Annotated in this window: 14 protein-coding genes and 2 tRNA genes; 7 read left to right on the top strand and 9 right to left on the bottom strand. The window is 44.0% G+C overall.

Annotation, left to right across the window (positions count from 1 at the left end; genetic code table 11):
- Positions 1-46 precede the first annotated feature (46 nt).
- The 4 genes from AB4558_RS16200 to AB4558_RS16215 all read right to left on the bottom strand — a co-directional run bounded on the left by AB4558_RS16200 (position 47) and on the right by AB4558_RS16215 (position 3,554).
- A tRNA-Gly gene (locus tag AB4558_RS16200) sits at positions 47-122 on the bottom strand.
- Between the two features lie 46 nt (positions 123-168).
- Positions 169-242, bottom strand: a tRNA-Cys gene (locus tag AB4558_RS16205).
- A gap of 199 nt (positions 243-441) precedes the next feature.
- Positions 442-1,887 (bottom strand): ATPase RavA stimulator ViaA, encoded by a 1,446-nt coding sequence (gene viaA, locus AB4558_RS16210; protein WP_017064542.1) that lies wholly within the window; start codon positions 1,885-1,887, stop codon positions 442-444.
- Between the two features lie 11 nt (positions 1,888-1,898).
- Positions 1,899-3,554, bottom strand: a complete 1,656-nt coding sequence (locus AB4558_RS16215; RefSeq protein WP_017067123.1) for an ATPase RavA domain-containing protein — start codon at positions 3,552-3,554, stop codon at positions 1,899-1,901.
- Between the two features lie 288 nt (positions 3,555-3,842).
- On the opposite strand from AB4558_RS16215, the gene AB4558_RS16220 reads away from it, so the two are divergent.
- From AB4558_RS16220 to AB4558_RS16240, 5 genes are all read left to right on the top strand, one after another.
- Positions 3,843-4,358: an NUDIX hydrolase gene (locus AB4558_RS16220; protein ID WP_017062564.1), complete on the top strand. Its 516-nt coding sequence runs from the start codon at positions 3,843-3,845 to the stop codon at positions 4,356-4,358.
- Positions 4,359-4,397: 39 nt separating this feature from the next.
- Positions 4,398-5,402 (top strand): low-specificity L-threonine aldolase, encoded by a 1,005-nt coding sequence (gene ltaE / locus AB4558_RS16225; protein WP_372072927.1) that lies wholly within the window; start codon positions 4,398-4,400, stop codon positions 5,400-5,402.
- 88 nt (positions 5,403-5,490) lie between these two features.
- Complete coding sequence (locus AB4558_RS16230; RefSeq protein WP_017069125.1) at positions 5,491-5,805, top strand: cytochrome c; 315 nt, start codon at positions 5,491-5,493, stop codon at positions 5,803-5,805.
- 167 nt (positions 5,806-5,972) lie between these two features.
- Positions 5,973-6,908 (top strand): ribosome biogenesis GTPase YlqF, encoded by a 936-nt coding sequence (ylqF, locus tag AB4558_RS16235; protein ID WP_029405588.1) that lies wholly within the window; start codon positions 5,973-5,975, stop codon positions 6,906-6,908.
- A 282-nt stretch (positions 6,909-7,190) separates the two neighbouring features.
- The gene (locus AB4558_RS16240) at positions 7,191-8,216 is read left to right on the top strand and encodes a GGDEF domain-containing protein (RefSeq protein ID WP_017070587.1); all 1,026 of its coding nucleotides are present in this window, start codon (positions 7,191-7,193) and stop codon (positions 8,214-8,216) included.
- 168 nt (positions 8,217-8,384) lie between these two features.
- Here the strand turns inward: AB4558_RS16240 and AB4558_RS16245 are convergent, their stop codons facing one another.
- Positions 8,385-8,930 carry an N-acetyltransferase gene (locus tag AB4558_RS16245; RefSeq protein WP_017062600.1) on the bottom strand — a complete coding sequence of 182 codons (546 nt, stop codon included), beginning with the start codon at positions 8,928-8,930 and terminating at the stop codon, positions 8,385-8,387.
- Positions 8,931-9,096: 166 nt separating this feature from the next.
- Between AB4558_RS16245 and AB4558_RS16250 the strand changes: the two genes are divergently transcribed.
- Complete coding sequence (locus AB4558_RS16250; RefSeq protein WP_017062601.1) at positions 9,097-10,239, top strand: fatty acid desaturase; 1,143 nt, start codon at positions 9,097-9,099, stop codon at positions 10,237-10,239.
- Between the two features lie 238 nt (positions 10,240-10,477).
- Positions 10,478-10,768: a putative quinol monooxygenase gene (locus AB4558_RS16255; RefSeq protein WP_017062602.1), complete on the top strand. Its 291-nt coding sequence runs from the start codon at positions 10,478-10,480 to the stop codon at positions 10,766-10,768.
- A 231-nt stretch (positions 10,769-10,999) separates the two neighbouring features.
- On the opposite strand, the gene manA is transcribed toward AB4558_RS16255, so the two are convergent.
- The 4 genes from manA to mngA all read right to left on the bottom strand — a co-directional run bounded on the left by manA (position 11,000) and on the right by mngA (position 18,213).
- Entirely contained in the window at positions 11,000-12,187 is a 1,188-nt protein-coding gene (manA, locus tag AB4558_RS16260; protein ID WP_372158930.1) for a mannose-6-phosphate isomerase, class I, read from the bottom strand.
- A gap of 2 nt (positions 12,188-12,189) precedes the next feature.
- Positions 12,190-13,356 carry a glycerate kinase gene (locus tag AB4558_RS16265; RefSeq protein WP_102320779.1) on the bottom strand — a complete coding sequence of 389 codons (1,167 nt, stop codon included), beginning with the start codon at positions 13,354-13,356 and terminating at the stop codon, positions 12,190-12,192.
- A gap of 45 nt (positions 13,357-13,401) precedes the next feature.
- Complete coding sequence (gene mngB / locus AB4558_RS16270; protein ID WP_372074911.1) at positions 13,402-16,041, bottom strand: mannosylglycerate hydrolase; 2,640 nt, start codon at positions 16,039-16,041, stop codon at positions 13,402-13,404.
- A gap of 237 nt (positions 16,042-16,278) precedes the next feature.
- The gene (gene mngA, locus AB4558_RS16275; protein ID WP_017064499.1) at positions 16,279-18,213 is read right to left on the bottom strand and encodes a PTS 2-O-a-mannosyl-D-glycerate transporter subunit IIABC; all 1,935 of its coding nucleotides are present in this window, start codon (positions 18,211-18,213) and stop codon (positions 16,279-16,281) included.
- Positions 18,214-18,443: the final 230 nt, after the last annotated feature.

Consider the following 18,443-nt stretch of genomic DNA (forward strand, 5'->3'; position numbering starts at 1 on the left):
AGTAAAACACCATCTTAATGTCGAAATGAATCAACATTACAAAATTTGGAGCGATACATCGGGTTCGAACCGATGACCTCAACCTTGGCAAGGTTGCGCTCTACCAACTGAGCTAGTATCGCATTTTCATTCTTAATATCTCTTAACTTATCAAGCTAAGAAAAAGAATGGAGGCGCCTCCCGGAGTCGAACCGAGGTCCACGGATTTGCAATCCGCTGCATAGCCACTCTGCCAAGGCGCCTTTTTAATTCAACACTTTAGGGACTTAAGTAAGCCGCACCGCTGTGTTCGGGTGCCTACTTTACGGATTGAGGGGAGATAGTCAAACAAAAAAGTGAATTTAAATTCCGTTTGCTGACATTTAAATCAAATTGCTGCATGTTCGATCTCTTTAATCAAAAAACACACAGCAAAATCGAGTTAAACAAGATGTTCTAGCGCTACCACTTCTTCATAAAACGACCGACAAGACTCGGATGATACGCCCAGCAGTGGTCAAACATAGTCATAAGTTGAGGGTTGCCATACTTAGAAAGACTAACCGCATGGAAACGGTTTTTGTGTTCTTTCAACTTTTCAACCTGAGCAATCATTTCGTCTGATTGTTTCGGCGCAATAAAGTCAGAAAGTACGATTAAATCGGCATTCTTGTATTTATCACCCGTCATCAAGTCAATCGACTTCATAAGAACAGGTTCCAAATCCGTACCACCGTGGAATGAGTAACTTAGGAAGTCGCTCGCTTCACGAAGGCCATCTTGCCTTGTTAACTCATAGGTAATCTGCTCAGAAGAAAAAAGAATCACATAACAGTCTCTCTCTTCTGCAAGAGCAATTTGCATTAAGGCATAAGCCATTGCTTTAGCAGACTGCTCAGGGAAACCACTCATAGAACCCGAAGCGTCCACACAGACGATAAACGGGCCCTTTTCAATATCGATGTTCTTGCTATCTGGTTTTTGCGCCTTCACTTTGCGTAACGTGCGTGATTTACCTTGCGAGCGATAGCTCAGTAAACGCTTGTCGGCCAAGTGCTTGTAAAAGATAACCTCAAGTTCAGGATAAGCTAAGAACATGGTTTCGTTTGGCAGCATCTTGTTAAGGTCATCACTTTCATGAATCCCGACAATATCATCGACCGCTTCATCGCTTTTCTCTTCAACCACCTGCAATTCTTCTACAGGGGCTTTGTGTAGCGAAGGATCATCTTCCTCACCAGCCATACGGCCTAGCTTTTCAGCGATCTCTTGCAAGCCCTTGTGCTTATTCAAGAACTCAGCATGACGTTTCATGATGGTAAGGTCTGTTTTGCTTAATTTGGCAGAAGCCATGTCCCACAAGCGCCCTACACTGCCTTCATCACCCGACTCAGTCACTTTATCCATGTTTTTCATGGTTTCCATGCGCTGATAAAGATCGGCTAAGACTTTTTCTTTGCTTGTTTCAAGTTCAGTTACTTGAGCTTGTTTAATCGCATCAGAAAGTGATTGGTACCATTGGTCGCAAAAGTAGTGTGGAAACATCGCGTTATAAACACCCTTGTTGTTCTCCATAAGGCGTCGAGCTTGTAGATAAAACGCTGAGTGCCACTCCAGCTTTTTGATAACGCTGTCAATCTCATCAAAGAACTGAGGTTCATCCCAGTAAATCACTTCTTGGTAAAGGGCGATTTCCTCTTGGAATCGATCAGTTTCACACACCTTAGTAACGCGTTTTTTAACTTTACCGCGCCATTTAACTAAGTGGTTTTTCACTGATGTTTTCACACCTTTGTTCTCTGCAGCCATCATGACTTGAGAACGAGCGATGAGATCATTCATCGCGGTATCAATGATTCCGGAATCAGCTACCATCAAAGCGAGGTTTAAGCCGTCTGCTCCTAACATATGCTCTCCTCTTACTCGAAGTACTGGCTCATAAACTTAATACGCTGAGCGATCTTGGCACTCTTCACTTTCGTGGTTTCAAGATCTTGCGTTACCGATTGCAAACTTGCTTCCATCGCTTTTGGTAAATCAGGGTCAATATAGTTATGAGGTAATGCATCATGGAATTCAGTACGAACGCGTTTTAACTTGAATTCAGCTTCAGTTAACTGTTCTAAGGCTTTCTCAGCGCCACTCAACCACTTGTTGTACAGTTCTTGGTCTAAACCGTCAGTAGTAACCACACTCACCAATACAGAGCGATTGGCGATGTCTTTAATCACTAATTGGTTTGATGCATCCAAGTCGAGTTTTAAACGGCATAGGTTTTTATTTTCGTTTACGTAACCGTAAATATCACCGTGACCTTCTTTAAGAACACGATCAAAATCGTCTTTGGCTACGTATACCCAACGGCTATCGCCTTTCTCAGATTCAGAAACCGACATGTTGCTTTGCAGCATAACCAGTTTCACTAGATTGTAAGCACTGCCCACGCTGTACATTTTCGCGTTCTTGATGTCATTCTGGTAAACATCTTTACGCAACAAGCCACTGGTTGACTCCATAGAAAGTGACACCGACAACGTTGATTCAACATCGTCTTGAATCTCTTCTAACTCTTCACGAGACATTTCAATTTGAGCTTTCGACTCTTGTTGATCAAACGCTCGGTTCAATGCAAAGTCTTTCACCACGCTACGAACCACATCACGTGATTCTGGGCTATGCCACAAACAATCTTGCAGAAGCATAATATCCAGCGGGTTCACGCTATCGCGACCACTGAAGAACGCACTCGCTTTCAATAGTTTAACGGCCTTCTTCCAGCGTCTGTCTGATACATACAATTCTGACTCTGAAGCAGAGCCTTGCTTCTTAACCGTCTCTTCAAGCATGGTTTTTAGTTCAAACAACTTATCAAACGAATTGTCTGTCAGTTCCAGCTTATCGAGCTCTTTCTGCCATTGATGGTATTCAATGTCCGTAATCGCCAAACCTTTTGGAATTACCGCTTCTTGAGAAGTACCCGTCGTCAGCATCGATTTGAAGTTTTGTTTGTTTTGAATACGGTTCACGAACACGCGTACCAACATACGGTCATAAAGTGCTTCCAAGCCGCTGTCTTCATCTGGAAGTTCGTTGGATGCCGATACTAGTAGACGCATCGGTACACGTTCAATATCACTGCCGTTTTTGAAAGTCTTTTCGTTAACGACAGTAAGTAGCGTGTTTAGGATTGCAGGGCCGGCTTTCCAGATCTCATCGAGGAAGACGACTTGTGCAGTTGGTAGGTAGCCTTCGGTTAGTCTTACGTAACGACCGTTGTCTTTTAATTCTTGGATACTTAGTGGGCCGAACACTTCCTCGGGAGTAGAGAAACGAGTCATCAAATATTCGAAATAGCTGCTGTTATCAAAAGCCTGAATGAGACGTTTCGCGATAAGGCTTTTTGCGATGCCCGGAGGGCCTAATAGAAACACGCTTTCACCAGCCAAAGCAGCCAGTAAACAAAGCTTAATGGTGTCTTCTCTTTCGTAGACACCATCAGACAGAGCATGCGCTAATTTATTGATTCTTTCAGAGAGTAGCGCCTTGTCAGCATGTGAAGAAATAGAAGGGTTCATGCGTTACTCCGAAAATCTTTGAATAGTTGAGAGTGTAGAATTGTTTTTATACATTTGTTAGCACTTTGTTACAAGTGCATTTTATTATTGAGTTGCATTTATATCAGATGGTTACGTCGGTAATTTTGGCGCAATCATAGATTCCAATTATGAGAGTGACATCACGAACGGCGTGAAACTAAATCTAATACGAAACCTAATTTTTCTTTTATTTTCGACACCATAGACGTTATGGTGGTGCACGTCTTCCGTTATACGAAAAATTGGCAAGGAATGTGGCCAGACTGCATGAGTAAAGTTATCCATAAATGGAAAAGTATTTCTCTCATAGAGGAGAACGTGACGCTCCCTACGAACGTCGTGGTAAAACATACAACAATCAATCACCCTGGCGCGGCAGTTATTCTTCCTATCACTTCGTCTGGAAAAATCATCCTCATTAACCAGTTCCGCCCTTCTCTAAAGAAATGGCTTTTGGAACTACCCGCAGGCACGATGGAAATAGATGAGACACCTCTTCAATGTGCCCAACGCGAACTGGAAGAAGAAACAGGTTACAGTGCAACTTCTTTTCAAAGCTTGGGGCAAGTCACCCCTTTGGCTGGCTTCTGTGATGAGATACAACATCTGTTTGTCGCAAAAGACTTAAGCCTCACTACCCGCTTTGAATGCGATGACGATGAAGTAATAGAAGTGATCGAACTGAGTTTAGAAGAACTGCACGATAAAATACGACACGATCAAATCACTGATACCAAAACTATCGCTTGTTTAAGTAAAGCCCAACTATGTGGCCATCTATAGCCAATTATATGGCTACCTAAAGTACTCTAGGAGAGAAACATGGACTTTCGTTCTGATACCGTAACTAAACCTTCGCAAGCTATGCGTGACGCAATGGCAAACGCAGAAGTGGGCGATGATGTTTATGGCGATGACCCAACCGTCAACGAACTAGAACAGTGGGCAGCAAATGAGACAGGCTTTGAAGCGGCAATGTTTACCTCTTCAGGTACACAAGCCAACCTTCTTGGCTTAATGGCGCATTGTGAGCGTGGTGATGAATATCTGTGTGGCCAGCAGGCGCACAACTACAAATACGAAGCTGGCGGCGCTGCGGTCCTTGGTTCTATCCAACCTCAACCAATCGAGAATAACCCAGACGGTACTTTAGACTTTAAAAAGCTTGCCGCTGCGATTAAGCCCGACGACAGCCACTTTGCTCGTACCAAGCTTCTTAGTTTAGAAAACACGATCAATGGTAAAGTCCTGCCAATGTCTTATCTAGCGGAAGCACGTGAGTTCGTAAACCAACACGGACTTCAAATGCACCTAGATGGCGCGCGCGTCTATAACGCAGCAGTCGCATTAGATGTACACATCAAAGAGATCGCGCAACACTTCGATTCTATGACGATTTGCTTATCGAAAGGTTTAGGCGCTCCTATCGGTTCATTACTTCTTGGCAACAAAGAATACATCGCAAAAGCACGTCGACTACGTAAAATGGTCGGTGGCGGTATGCGCCAAGCAGGTATTCTTGCCGCAGCGGGAAAAATGGCTTTAACAGAGAACGTTACTCAACTTAAAGCTGACCACGACAATGCAAAAAATCTAGCGATTGGTTTAAGCAAACTAGAAGGTTTTTCTGTTAACCCTGATTTCATTCAAACTAACATTGTATTTGCTAAGTTAGATGAGTCTGTGGATATCAACCGAATCGCACGCGAACTGGGCGAACAAGGCATTACGATGTCACCAGGGAATCCTGTTCGATTTGTTACTCATAGAGATATCAGTTCAGAACACATCGCTACTTTCCTAACTAAGTTGGAAAATGCGCTTTAAGCCATACTAAATGTTCACCCAGAACAAATAAGACTTGAGCTTCCCCTTAGGGGAAGCTTTATAATCATGTTTTTACCGGAGTAAAAACGTGCATTACCCAACCTTCGCTCTAATATTGCTAGCTCTTTCCTCTAACCTTCATGCCTCTGATTTTGGCGACGCTGAACTAGGTAAAGTTAAATCACCAAGCTGCGTTTTTTGTCATAACCCTACCAGTCAATCGACTAATAACTCCTATCCTAAGCTTTCTGGCCAAGATCCAACCTATCTCTTTAATACAATGAAAGCGTATCAAACCGGAGATAGGCAGGGCGATTACGCGGATATGATGCGAGCGCAACTAAGTAAGCTTAACGATCAAGATTTGAAAGACATAGCGGCTTTTTACGCTTTACAAGATTAGCGGCTCCCACCTTCAATAGGTCAATCATCAGCTAAATAAACATCACCAAGTCGCCTATACTTCAAGCAAACTCACTGAGCTCATTGAAGGTCGGGATAGATATACCTTTACACGTATCATCCAACCCTTACAATGTGCAGCAAATATATTTATCAAGGTTTATCTCTATGTCTATTCAATGGTTTCCGGGTCACATGCATAAAGCCCGCAAAGAAATCGAAGAAGTTATCCCACAAGTTGATGTGATCATCGAAGTACTGGACGCTCGTATCCCGTTCAGTAGTGAAAACCCAATGATCTCTTCACTGCGCGGCGATAAGCCTTGTGTAAAAGTGCTGAACAAGCGTGACCTTGCAGATCCTGAACTGACTCAACGTTGGATTGAGCACTTCGAGAAGGAGCAAGGCGTTAAAGCGATTGCGATTACGACTAGCGTAAAAGAAGAAGTTAACCACGTTATGGAGCTGGTACGTAAACTGGCACCGCACCGTGAACAGATGGGCAAGAATATTCGTACAATGATCATGGGCATCCCGAACGTGGGTAAATCGACCATTATCAACTGCTTGGCTGGACGTACGATCGCGGTTACTGGTAACCAACCTGCGGTAACTCGTCGTCAACAACGTATCAACCTGCAGAATGGCGTGATCCTTTCAGACACTCCAGGAATCCTTTGGCCTAAAGTAGAAAACCCACACAGTGGCTTCCGCTTGGCTGCAACAGGTGCTGTAAAAGATACAGCAATGGAATACGATGAAGTGGCATTCTACACAGTAGAATACCTAGCAAAGCAGTACCCTAACCTTTTGCAAGAGCGTTACCAAATTGAAGAGCTGCCAGAGTCTGACATCGAATTGATGGAAGCAATTGGTCGTAAGCGTGGTGCACTTCGTGCCGGTGGTCATATCGACATTCACAAATGTTCAGAAATCCTGCTTCACGAATTGCGTAATGGCACTTTAGGTAAGGTAACGCTTGAGTTGCCAGAAATGATCACACAAGAGCTGATCGAAGTTGAAGAAGCGGCTGCGCTGAAAGCGGAACAACAGATTAAGAAAAAAGAAGAGCGTCGTAAGCGTTACCTGAAGAACAAGCGTTAATCGCGATTAGTTTTTATAATCTGCTTTAATTTCTGTTTACCACTCTTACACCAGCCTCTAGATATTCACGCTCTATCGATAATAGAGCGTGAATATTGCCCGCTACCGTTTGTTGATCTAGCTAACATACTGACAAATCTATAGAAATGGTCGTTTACAATCCCAAAGACTGTGACATACTACGCAAATTATTGTGTATCAATCTCGGCTAATTTCTCAATGCGCTCTTATTCTGGGTTCAAGAATCAAAGATTTAAAACCTATTTCGATAATGAAATTTATTTGCCGTACATAAATTTCATCTACATCCCTATCTCAATATTCTGTGCTTTTATCGTCACCGACTACATCCACTTTGGTAGCGAGTGCATTACGCCTATCATTTTCCGAGTCATACTTTTTTTATTGATGATGGCCGCCGCCAGATACTGTATTACAAACAAACCCAACGTTTTGGAACTCGTAGAAAGTGCCTTCCTTGTAATTAGCTCACTTTTCTTGGTCTATGTCGGTCGACTAGCCATCGAGCTGAACAACTTCGATTACCAAGGTGGCATCATTTTAGTGATGATCTACATTGGTACGTTTTCAAGATTGTCAGCCAGATACAGTATATCTACGCTGTCGTTTATCTTTTTGGCTTATCTCATCGGCCTTGCGCCACTGCTTTATGAAGCGGAGCCAGAGCATGAAATAGAAACAATTTCCGTTTATATCTCGGCTTACATCCTAATCTCAGCGGCCTGTGTTAGACGTGACCTGGAAGTACACAAACGTTTCGCTCAATCCGAGCAACTCCGCAAACAAGCGATTCAGCTTCGCAAGCAATCTAATATGTTCGAGGCCCTTTCCTATCAAGACGCACTAACGGGCTGCTACAACCGCCTTTATCTTCATCAGGTGATAGAACCGAGCATAGACCGTCAGCGATCCATTACATCGCTCATGATAGATATTGATCATTTCAAATCGATTAACGACACCTACGGCCATCAAATGGGTGACATGGTGATTAAAGAACTGGCCGATGAGATTCAAAAACGACTACCGACTAGCAGTAACTGCTTTCGATACGGCGGTGAAGAGTTTTTGGTGCTGGTCCAAGGAGAAACCGAGGCTTCAATTGAATCGCTGGTTAATGCCCTTTTAGAATCCCCTACTCGCCTTAGATTAGAAGTAACAATTTCAATCGGTGTGAAACATGCCCCTCAAGCCCTTGGTTCTGTCGAGCAGCTTATCGACGACGCTGACCAAGCACTCTACATTTCGAAAAAAGGCGGTAGGAATAAGATCACATGGTGTGATTAATCGCCCAATATTTCACGCATCTTTGCGAATCATTAAAACGACCACTAATTCAATCAAAAAAGCCCCGAGCAACTTAATACTCGGGGCTTTTGTCTTTGTTCTTCTGCTTTAAAATAGCTTCGTTAAGAACCTGCTACTCAGCAAAAAACAGTATTCAACAAGAATCGACTAAGAATACACAACGCTCGCTGTTTTCTGTTCAAGTTCAACGGGAGAGCTCCAAGAAATCACTTTTTCATTCACTTGGCTGCCACATGGTGCGTTCCAAACTTGCTCTAGTTCTTCTTTGCCACCAATCGCCTGATAAAAAGCAATCGCTTGGTGGTTCTCAGACATCACCTCTAGGTAAAGCCCTGAGTCCGAATAGTATTGCTGCAACCACTTCGACAATTCAGACAACAGACGCTTGCCTACACCTCGTCCACGATAATTATTATCTACATGTAACGCATCGATGAACGTACCACGCTCAAAGTTGTGATTACCGAACGCGCAGACAAAACCAACCAGTAAACCGCCTTCCTCAAGCAATAAAACATGTTGGTTGAAAGGAGGATTAATCAAACGAGTCTGCCAAATAACAGATCTGTCCTCCAAAACATCATGTTCTAGGTAATCATCAGCAAGAATGCCACGGTAATATAGCTTCCAGCTATCCGCGTGTAATTGGGCAATCCGCTCATAATCTTTATATTCAGCTACCTTAATTTCCATTTATTAGCCCTTAGTACTTCCATTTATGACTTGCTACTACATTTCACACTACCTTTATACAATATTTAAGCAAAACATACTAATACACGTTTACACTTTCAATATTGACTTACACGTGTACGCTGATATTCTAGCGCACAGATGTAAGCCCAATGGAAATTTGCTAATGAATAGTGCCGACAAACAATCTACAAAAAAGCCGCCATTAATCTGGCTCAATATTTTTGTGTTCTCTTTTAGTATGCTGCTTGCTGTTGTAGCGGCTCCCGTTTATGGCTACTTTTTTGGCTATGGCATGGAGCACTGGATATGGCTAGCAATCTGCTTTACGTTCTGTAACCTTTCAATCACGACAGGTTATCACCGCTTATGGTCACATAAAGCGTTTGAAGCGCATTCAAGCCTAAGATTCCTGTTTGCATTAGGTGGTGCATTTGCCCTGCAGAACAGCGCGCTACACTGGTCTTCTGATCACCGTGTTCACCACAAGCATGTCGATAACAACGACAAAGACCCATACTCTGCAAAACGTGGATTTTGGTACTCACACATTGGCTGGATGATTCGTAATTACAGCACCTCAATGTACGAAAACTACGAAAACTGCCGTGACCTTAAAAAAGATAAGATTGTTATGTGGCAGCACAAGCACTATGTTCTGTTAGCATTACTAATGAATTTCGGTGTTCCTATCGCTTTAGGCGTGATTTACGGTGACGTGATTGGCATGTTGTTAATCGTAGGTGCAGTTCGTTTGGTACTTAACCACCACACAACATTCTTTATTAACTCTCTTGCTCACATCTGGGGTAGCCAACCTTTTACTGACAAAAACACAGCGCGTGATAACGGTGTGTTAGCAGTACTCACTTTCGGCGAAGGCTACCACAACTTCCACCACATCTTTGAGAACGACTACCGTAACGGCATCTACTGGTGGCAATACGATCCAACAAAATGGTTGATTAAGAGTGCTTCGTTGATGGGACTGGCAAGTAAGCTTAAGAAAACCCCTCAAGCTCGTATTGAGAAAGCTGAAGCGTCAATGTTACTTAAACGCACCCAGCAAAAAATCATGCATCGTGCCGACAAGCAACAAATCGCAGAGAAGCTTCAACAAGAGTTTGATGCTCTAGTATCAAACATGAACGAATATTACGAAGTTAAAAAACAGCTACTTGAAAGCAAGCGCGAAGACGTTGTGAAGAAGTACGAACACTCTGTTCTTAAGGTTCGTTATCAGCAAATCAAAATGAATTTCGAACAACAGAAGAAAAATTGGGCAATGACGGTTGAGCAATACGCTTAAGCTAAAACAGTACGCTTAACACCCCAGTAACAACACAGTTTGATTCTTATTCAAAAGCCCTCATATTGCTATGAGGGCTTTTTTAATAAGCATAACCTACTCGGCTCTGGCCCTATGCTCTCGAGTTTGAATTGTGGATGGTAAGAACCATAGTTATTGGATTTCAGAACTCTTTCTTCATTCTGAATTTATACTTATATTACTTAAACTTACCGAGTTTAAAGCGAAGGAATTGAAAATGAGCAAACTGACTATTATTGCAACGATCGTCTCTAAAGAAGACAAAACTGAGCTTGTAAAAGCTGAGATGATTAAATTGATCGATAAAACCCGTGTTGAAGACGGCTGTATTAACTACGATCTGCACCAAGATAACAGTAACCCTGCTCACTTCGTTTTTCATGAGAACTGGGAGTCTGAAGTTCATCTAGAGAAACACTTAGCGAGCCAACACATCGCTGACTACATGGCTGCGACTGAAGGTTGTATTGAAACCTTTGTGCTTAATAAAATGACGCACATTGCCTAACCAGTCACTCAGTACTAATTCAATAAAAAGCCCTGCTCTGATCGCAGGGTTTGTCTTTTCTACAAGCTTATATCTGCTCATTCTAATAATGAAAAAACCCGCCAGAGTAGCGGGTATGGTCAATAATCATGACTGTCAAAGACAGATAGGTAACAACCATCAATCCAATATTGAGTACCACTTTACAGTGGCACTCTGACATTTCTTTTGCTGATCGCTAGCACGGGGGCACTAGTTAAAAGCACGAGCCAAAATGCCATTCCCTTGATATTGGTAAACACTTGAATTACTACTTACAAAGACCGATTCTCCGGGCTTAAGAGAAACTGACCGCCCTTCTGAAGTGACGGTCGCCTCTCCTTCCACACAGAACAAGATCTCCGCGCTACGTAGATACTGTGACTTGCTCTCATCAGTCGCAGACAAGATATCAAAGCCAAAGTCATCCACTGGAATCGGATAACTCATCTTGCCCTCTTTCAATACAGGCTTAAGGCGGATATCTTCTGGCTTAATCGGCTCAAAGATTGTGTTGTCGATAAGCTCAGGGACATCGATATATTTGGGAGTGAGACCGGCACGCAGCACATTGTCTGAGTTTGCCATAATCTCTAAACCCGTACCTTGAACATAAGCATGTGGGGTTTCTGCGAACAGGAACATCGCTTCACCGGGCGCCAGCTCAACCGTGTTAAGCATTAATGGCGCAAATAAGCCAATATCACCTGGATAATGCTGTTTGAATTCGATGCTGTATTGAATAGCTTCACGCCCCATGACCGTTTTGGCTGGTCGCGCATGTGCAGCATAAAGCTCATTAAGCGCAGACGCTTTGCGGTCACCTTCAAGAGACATAATGGCGCTAAAGAACGACTTCAAAGAATCACTGTCGGCATTGGCTTTTAGTACATTAAGCTCAATCGCTAACGAAGGAATATCCGCTTCTTCGAACAAGGCAATAATGTCGTCGATTGGACGAAAGCCATTCATCGCTTTGTAGAAGGTCAACGCATAAACCAACTCAGGTTTATGGTTTGGATCTTTGTAGTTGCGATTAGACGCATTCAAAGGGATACCAAGTGCATTCTCACGCTCAAAACCTAATTCTGATTTTCGCTTGTTCGGGTGAACCTGAATCGATAACGGTGTTTCAGCGGCCAACACCTTAAACAAGAAAGGCAATTCACCGAAACGAGCCGCCGTGTATCCGCCTAAGACATCGATTTTGTTTTCATCAATCATGTGAGAAAGCGATTCACCGGTATCGCCTACCTTTGAACAACCATTTGGATGAGCACCCATCCAAATTTCTGCTTGAGGTTCCTGGTTTGGGTTCACAATACCAAACAATTGGTTAATGGAGTCTTTGCTTCCCCATGCGTAGTTTTGAATAACGTTGTCGAGTTTAAATAGAGACATAATTACTTCTCATTAAAAATCTGGCTACCAAGCTTGAGCGTGGCGGCGATATTACGGGCAGTGCGAGTCAGGTTTTGATTCGCTTCTGATAAAACTTGGTCTAAAGACTGAGGTGAACGTACGGTTCCAAATAAGCTAGACATTGAGCCGTAAAGTTTTTCAACGTCTTGCCCCAAAGAGCCCGCAATTCCAATGGTTGGAATACTCAACTTTTGAGCTCGCTGAGCGATGCCGAAAGGTGTTTTACCTTGCAGGGTTTGGTTGTCCATCTGCCCCTCTCCGGTCACGACCAGTGAAGCACCTTCAAGAACCTTATCTGCATCCAAGGCATCTAATACCATCTCAATACCCGCTTTAATTTGGATATTGAATGCAAGACTTAACCCCAGAGGTGTACCACCAGCAGCACCAAATCCAGCTGTGTCGCGATGATTAGTACCCGTATGTGCTTGAGCGATATCGGCAAAGTGCCCGATCGCAGTATCAAGTTGTTCAACTTGAGCTTTTGATGCGCCTTTTTGCGGACCAAACACAGTACTGGCTCCGCTTTCGCCACATAATGGATTATTCACATCACACGCGACCACGAACGTCACTTCTTTGCATCTAGGGTGCAGTCCTTCAAGATCGATGCTTGCTAACCGGCTTAATTCGGCGCCGCCACCAGATAGCTCGTTGCCTTGCTTGTCTAATAACTTGCCTCCCAACGCTTGTAAGATGCCAGCACCTGCATCATTGGTTGCGCTGCCGCCCAAACCAATAATGATTTGTTCAACACCTTGATCTAGTGCATCTTTGATCAATAGCCCAGTACCAAACGAAGATGCGGTTAACGGTGCTCTTTCTTCTACGGTTAATAGGTCTAAACCCGATGCTTGAGCAAATTCCACCAAGGCAGTTTTTACGTTGGCGCCATCAACAGTCTGTTCCAACGAAGCCCAATAAGCCGTACATTCACGCCCGATTGGATCCGTCGTGTGCAGCCGTTGCTTCTTACCATTGAGCGCCTCTAGCAACACGTCTACCGTGCCTTCTCCGCCATCGGCGAGTGGCATTTTCACAAACTCTGCGTAAGGGAAAACATCGGCAAATCCACGCTCAATGCAAGACGCAACTTGATGAGCGTCGAGTGATTCTTTAAATGAATCAGGGGCAATTACAATTTTCATTGTCGTTCACCATTCCCGCCCACCAAGGTGAGCGGGTTATCGAAATTAGAATTTGATTTGGAATGTTTTTGCTTGGCAAGGTGCTATCTGGCCGAACTCTTCAGATGCTACATCACCTTCGCGTACGCGCTCGTCCATGCTTGTCTCTTTCCAGCTTAAAACCGCTTGAGTAAAAGAGATTGAATCCGATACTGAACCCGATTCTGCCGGGTTGTAGACACGCATGATCAGTGCATCTTCGTCTTCCGCTTTCTTCAGCACACTCAACACCGCGCCTGATTGTTGCTTAGACAGAAGGCTAAAACTCATAGGTAGGTTCTGCTCACCCACGTTGAGCTTCATCGCGTTGTAAGGGATCTTGTTGTAGCATTCGATTTGAGTGACATTGTCACGTGCTTGCGCCATGATGTTCGCGTCAATATGGTTACCAGAGAAACCGCACAACGTGAATTCACACACTAACTTACCGCGCACTTGCGAATCTGGTGTCGGAATCTTGATGCCTGATGGACGGCCTGGGCGAAGCAATAGCTCTTCTTTACCCAACACGCCGATACCACGGAACAGTGTCAGTGCGAAGGTATCTCGGTTTTCGTCACCTTGAGATGCAATCACCTCAAATTCACGTAGACCATTCGACATAATCGCCATGCCCGCTTTGCCGTTTTCTAATGCAGCGAAGTTCATCAGTTGGTAAACCGGAACCGGTGCTTCTTTCCACTTCTCTTCTTCCCAAACCGCCATAGCAGGGTCATTGGTTGGTCGAGTAATACAACCGAACTGGTTGTCTGCAACCACAGTTTCAGAAACGAATGGCGTTGGTACTAAGACACGTACACGGTGGTCGTCGGCTTGGTTGTCTAGTTCCATACGTACTTCAATGCGGCGAGAACCTTGCTTCAATACCACTTGGCATTGCGCTTCAACGAATCCGTTTTGACCCGTGCGTTCTTCACGCTCTGCAAGGTTTGCAGGTACGTTCATTCGGAAAGCGATGTTCGCTACCGATTGGAAGCCTTGGTGGTCAATCGATGTTTCGACTGGGAACTCGTCTGAATACAGTAACCATTCTTGACGAGATGGAGAGTAATCGTACTCATCACCGTCATCAGAACCATCTTCCAAACGAAGTACTTGGTCGAATACTTGCTCTGTCTCTTTATCGAAAATAGTCAGAGTACCGTTGTCGTTTACATTGATTCGGTAGTACTCGTTCTCTAGTAAGTAGTCTTTTTGTTCTGCAACTTTTACTGCACCCTTCTCGTTACCTTGGATGTGTAACGTGGTGAAGCCCATCGCTGGCACAATGCGTTTGATTTGAATATCAAACTCCATGAACGGGTCGTAGTTACCGTAGTGAACGATTTGACGGTCTACTTTACCCGGGTCAATTTGGCGCTTGTCTTGGATGAAGTACTCAACTAGGTTTTCGTTTTCATCAAAGATAGAGAACTCTTGAGCACGGATAGTGATAGTGGTGTTAACCACTTCTTCACGCTCGTATGGAGAAAGGTTGAACATCGCCAGTTTGTCGCAACCTTCGCGATCTGGCATGTGGTCAACAATCTTACGCTTGTAGAAGTGAATCAGGTTGGTCGCCATGTCGTCAGCAAGGATGTAACGGTTTAAGATTTCAGCGTGTACCTTGTCTGAACAACAGCAACCAATAGAGTCATGAGCGTGGTTCTTCATGCTCTCTTTCCACATTTTCTCAATCAAACCGTGGTGGTATTCAAAACCTAATGTCCAAGCGATAGACGCTAGCGGTTCTAAGATGTTTACAATCTTGTTTTCGATTTCTGCGTGGATCAGTTTGATGTCCATACGCGTAGAAGAGATCGTACGGTGAACACGCATGTATTTACCGTCGTTGAACTCGCCTTTGATTGTGTCGAGTTGGTCGCGCGCCGCTTCTACTTTCTCGAACACTTCTTCGTAACGGCTCATTGAGAATTCACGATCTGGGTAGATTTCGCGAAGCTTGTCCATTACTTCAAAGATGTCTTTTTGAATCGGCATTTGGTCGTGGCCGTTCGGTAGCAAGATATCTTTAGTCACCGATGGCTTTTCTAGCACTGGGAAGTACTTATCTAAACGAGCACGCAAGCCTTCTTCGTCTTGTGGAAGGTATTTACCAATCGCGTAACCCAGCGGAAGCACTTGTGCCGTTACTTCACTGCCGTCATTAGACTGCCATAAGAATTCTGTTTTGTTGGTGCCATGACGCTCTGAACAACCACGCCAGAACATTGCACGCGTGATGTCGAAGCCGTTGTAGATCATTGGCAGCTGTGAGCTCATGCTGAATGAATCTGGTAGGTAACCAATCTTCATTGCATCGCCAAACTTCATGCAGTCACGAATGCCATACATCATGTTACGTACAATTGACTCACCAGAAACTTGCATTGTGTCGGTTTGAGAATACCAAGGGCCAATAATTAACTTGCCCGCTTCAACCAATGCTTTTACGCGCTCTGTGTTTTCTGGTTTGATTGCAAAGTAATCTTCTAGAACGGCGGTTTGACCATCTAGAACGTAATATTTGTATTCTGGATCGCTCTCCAGACGGTTCATGATTTCTTCCATGTTGTTCACAAGAAGAATACGAGACTCTTCTGTTGTGAAATACCATTCACGATCCCAGTGCATGTGAGGAGTAATGTGTACGCGTGATGTAGTCATAATCATTTACCTAAATGTGTCGCTTCGAGTAAAACTAAAGTTCGAACCCAAATACGACTAAATTAAAGTTTTTCAAGGGGTTAAAATTGGCTGCCACTAAATTTAGGGTGCAGAAAACCACGCCCAGAATCTGTGTGAATAAAACCGTTAGGAGCACAGGCATTTAGGACAGCCAAGTTGTTCGTTATTTTTTATACGGTGTTTTAATTGCGAGCTAGAAGCTAGCTCAAAATTCAGTTAGTTCTGTGTTGCAGTACTTGCTTCAAACTTACCCTTTTTTACAGCGTGACCACGCCACATCAGAAGAGTAACAGTTGAAATCACTGTGCCGACAATCGCAGCACCGAACCAGATTGCAGCAGCAGAGAATGCGCCCAAACCTGAATCGTGTAACAAGAAGATAGAGAAGATACCTGCACCCGGAGTCGATAGACCAATACCTGCCGCGCCAACCATCGCACCTGTAACCACTGATCCTAGTAAGAATGAGCCGATTACACGGATTGGATCTTCAATCGCCATTGGGATTGCACCTTCGGTAATACCCGCAAGGCCAAGTAGCCATGTCGATTTACCGGTTTCAATCTCAAAGTCTTTGAATAGGCGTGGAGCAATCATGGTTGAAGCCGTTACAGTGAACGCCGATACCATTTTTACTGAACCAAAGATTGCGTAAGGGCCATAAACACCGTTCGCCATTGCACCTAAACAGAATGCGTAAGCGGCTTTGTTTACCGGACCACCTAAGTCGAATGATACAAACAGACCAAGAATCGCACCCAATAACAGCGCATTGGTGCCTGACATACCGTTCAACCAATCCGTTAGACCTTGGTTTAGGAACGCTACAGGTTTACCGATAACAAATAGCATCAAGCTACCCGCTACCAAAGTACCAATCACAGGGTAAAGGTAGAAAGTAAGGAATCCGTTAAACGCAGGACCTAAGCGAACATGCTCTTTTACCCAACGCATCACATAACCAGCAATCAAACCACCAACAACACCGCCTAGGAAACCAGAGCCAATGATGTTTGCTGCAATACCTGCGGCAAAACCAGGGCCAAGTGCCGGTTTGTCGGCTAATGAGTATGCTGTGTAAGCTGCCAGTACTGGCACCATTAATGTACCTAATAGGCCGCCACCTAATTTACGATACATCCACAGCCAAGAATCTTTTGTTGCGTAAAGCTCTTGCAGGTCAAAAATTTGCGCGATAAGAACAGCAACCGCAAGAACAGTACCACCAGCAACGATAAGAGGAACTGCGTAAGAAATACCAGAAAGCAGCGCTTGTTTAAGCTCAGTTTTCAGTGGCAGTTTTTTCGGTTTGTCATCAGTAGCCACTGTGCGTTCTGCACCGTTACCTTTTTTCGACTCTTCAATCGCTTCATTTAGAATGCGTTCACCGTGTTTAATCGGTTCTGCAACTGGCGTTTCAACACGAGGGATTCCGTTAAAACGATCCACTTCTTTAATCGCGACTTCAGCAGCAAAAACACACGCCACAGCATTGTTTAATTGCTCAGCCGTCAAACGATCTTCAATGCCATTTGCGCCCTGCTTTTCAACATGAACCTTGTAGCCAAGCTTTTTGCCCGCTTTTTCAAGGTATTCTGCAGCCATATAGGTGTGAGCAATGCCTGCAGGGCAAGCAGTAACACATACAATTGTCGGCGCATTTGTATCTAAGTTGTCTTGTTTTTCTTCTTGCTGATTATCGCCATCAAGAAGCGCGAAGATTTCATCAGCGGTTGTTGCTTTTAATACTGCTTCACGAACATCGTCATCAACCAATGTGGTTGTCAGTTCGGTCAGCAGGTGCATGTGGGTAGAACCCGCTTCTGCATTTGGAATGGCAATTAGGAAGATAAGATTCACATCTTCGTCTTCATCTAGGCCTTTCCATTTCATGTCTTCTTTCAATGTTGCAACAGCGAAACCAGCTTCTTTAACCGCGTCAGTCTTGCCGTGCGGTACTGCTAGGCCTTCGCCAAGCGCTGTCGGGCCTTGCTCTTCACGAGCAAATACTGCATCAAGATACTCTTGTTTGTTGTGCAGTTTGCCTTGCTGATTCAGTTGGTCAGCAAGTGCGTAAATCGCTTCTTCTCGACTGCTAAACGTAGTTTGCAGATTTACGAGCGACTTATTCGTTAGAGTAGTAAGTTTCATAACCTTTGTCCCATAGTCACGGATTAGTACGACAGTCGTCCCTGTCGACGAGATGAATAATACAACTTCAAGACATTTAATCCGTGATCACGATCTCATCAATACACATTTGTATTTAATTTGTATTTAAACTGTATTGGTAAATCCTTTAAGAAAGCTTGTTATGTGTCGTTTAATTTGTATTATATGTACTACAAAACGCCAATACGATGCTCACACTAACCTTTAAA

This window comes from Vibrio sp. 10N.222.51.C5, assembly GCF_041474575.1.
Taxonomy (GTDB): Bacteria; Pseudomonadota; Gammaproteobacteria; order Enterobacterales; family Vibrionaceae; genus Vibrio; species Vibrio crassostreae_C.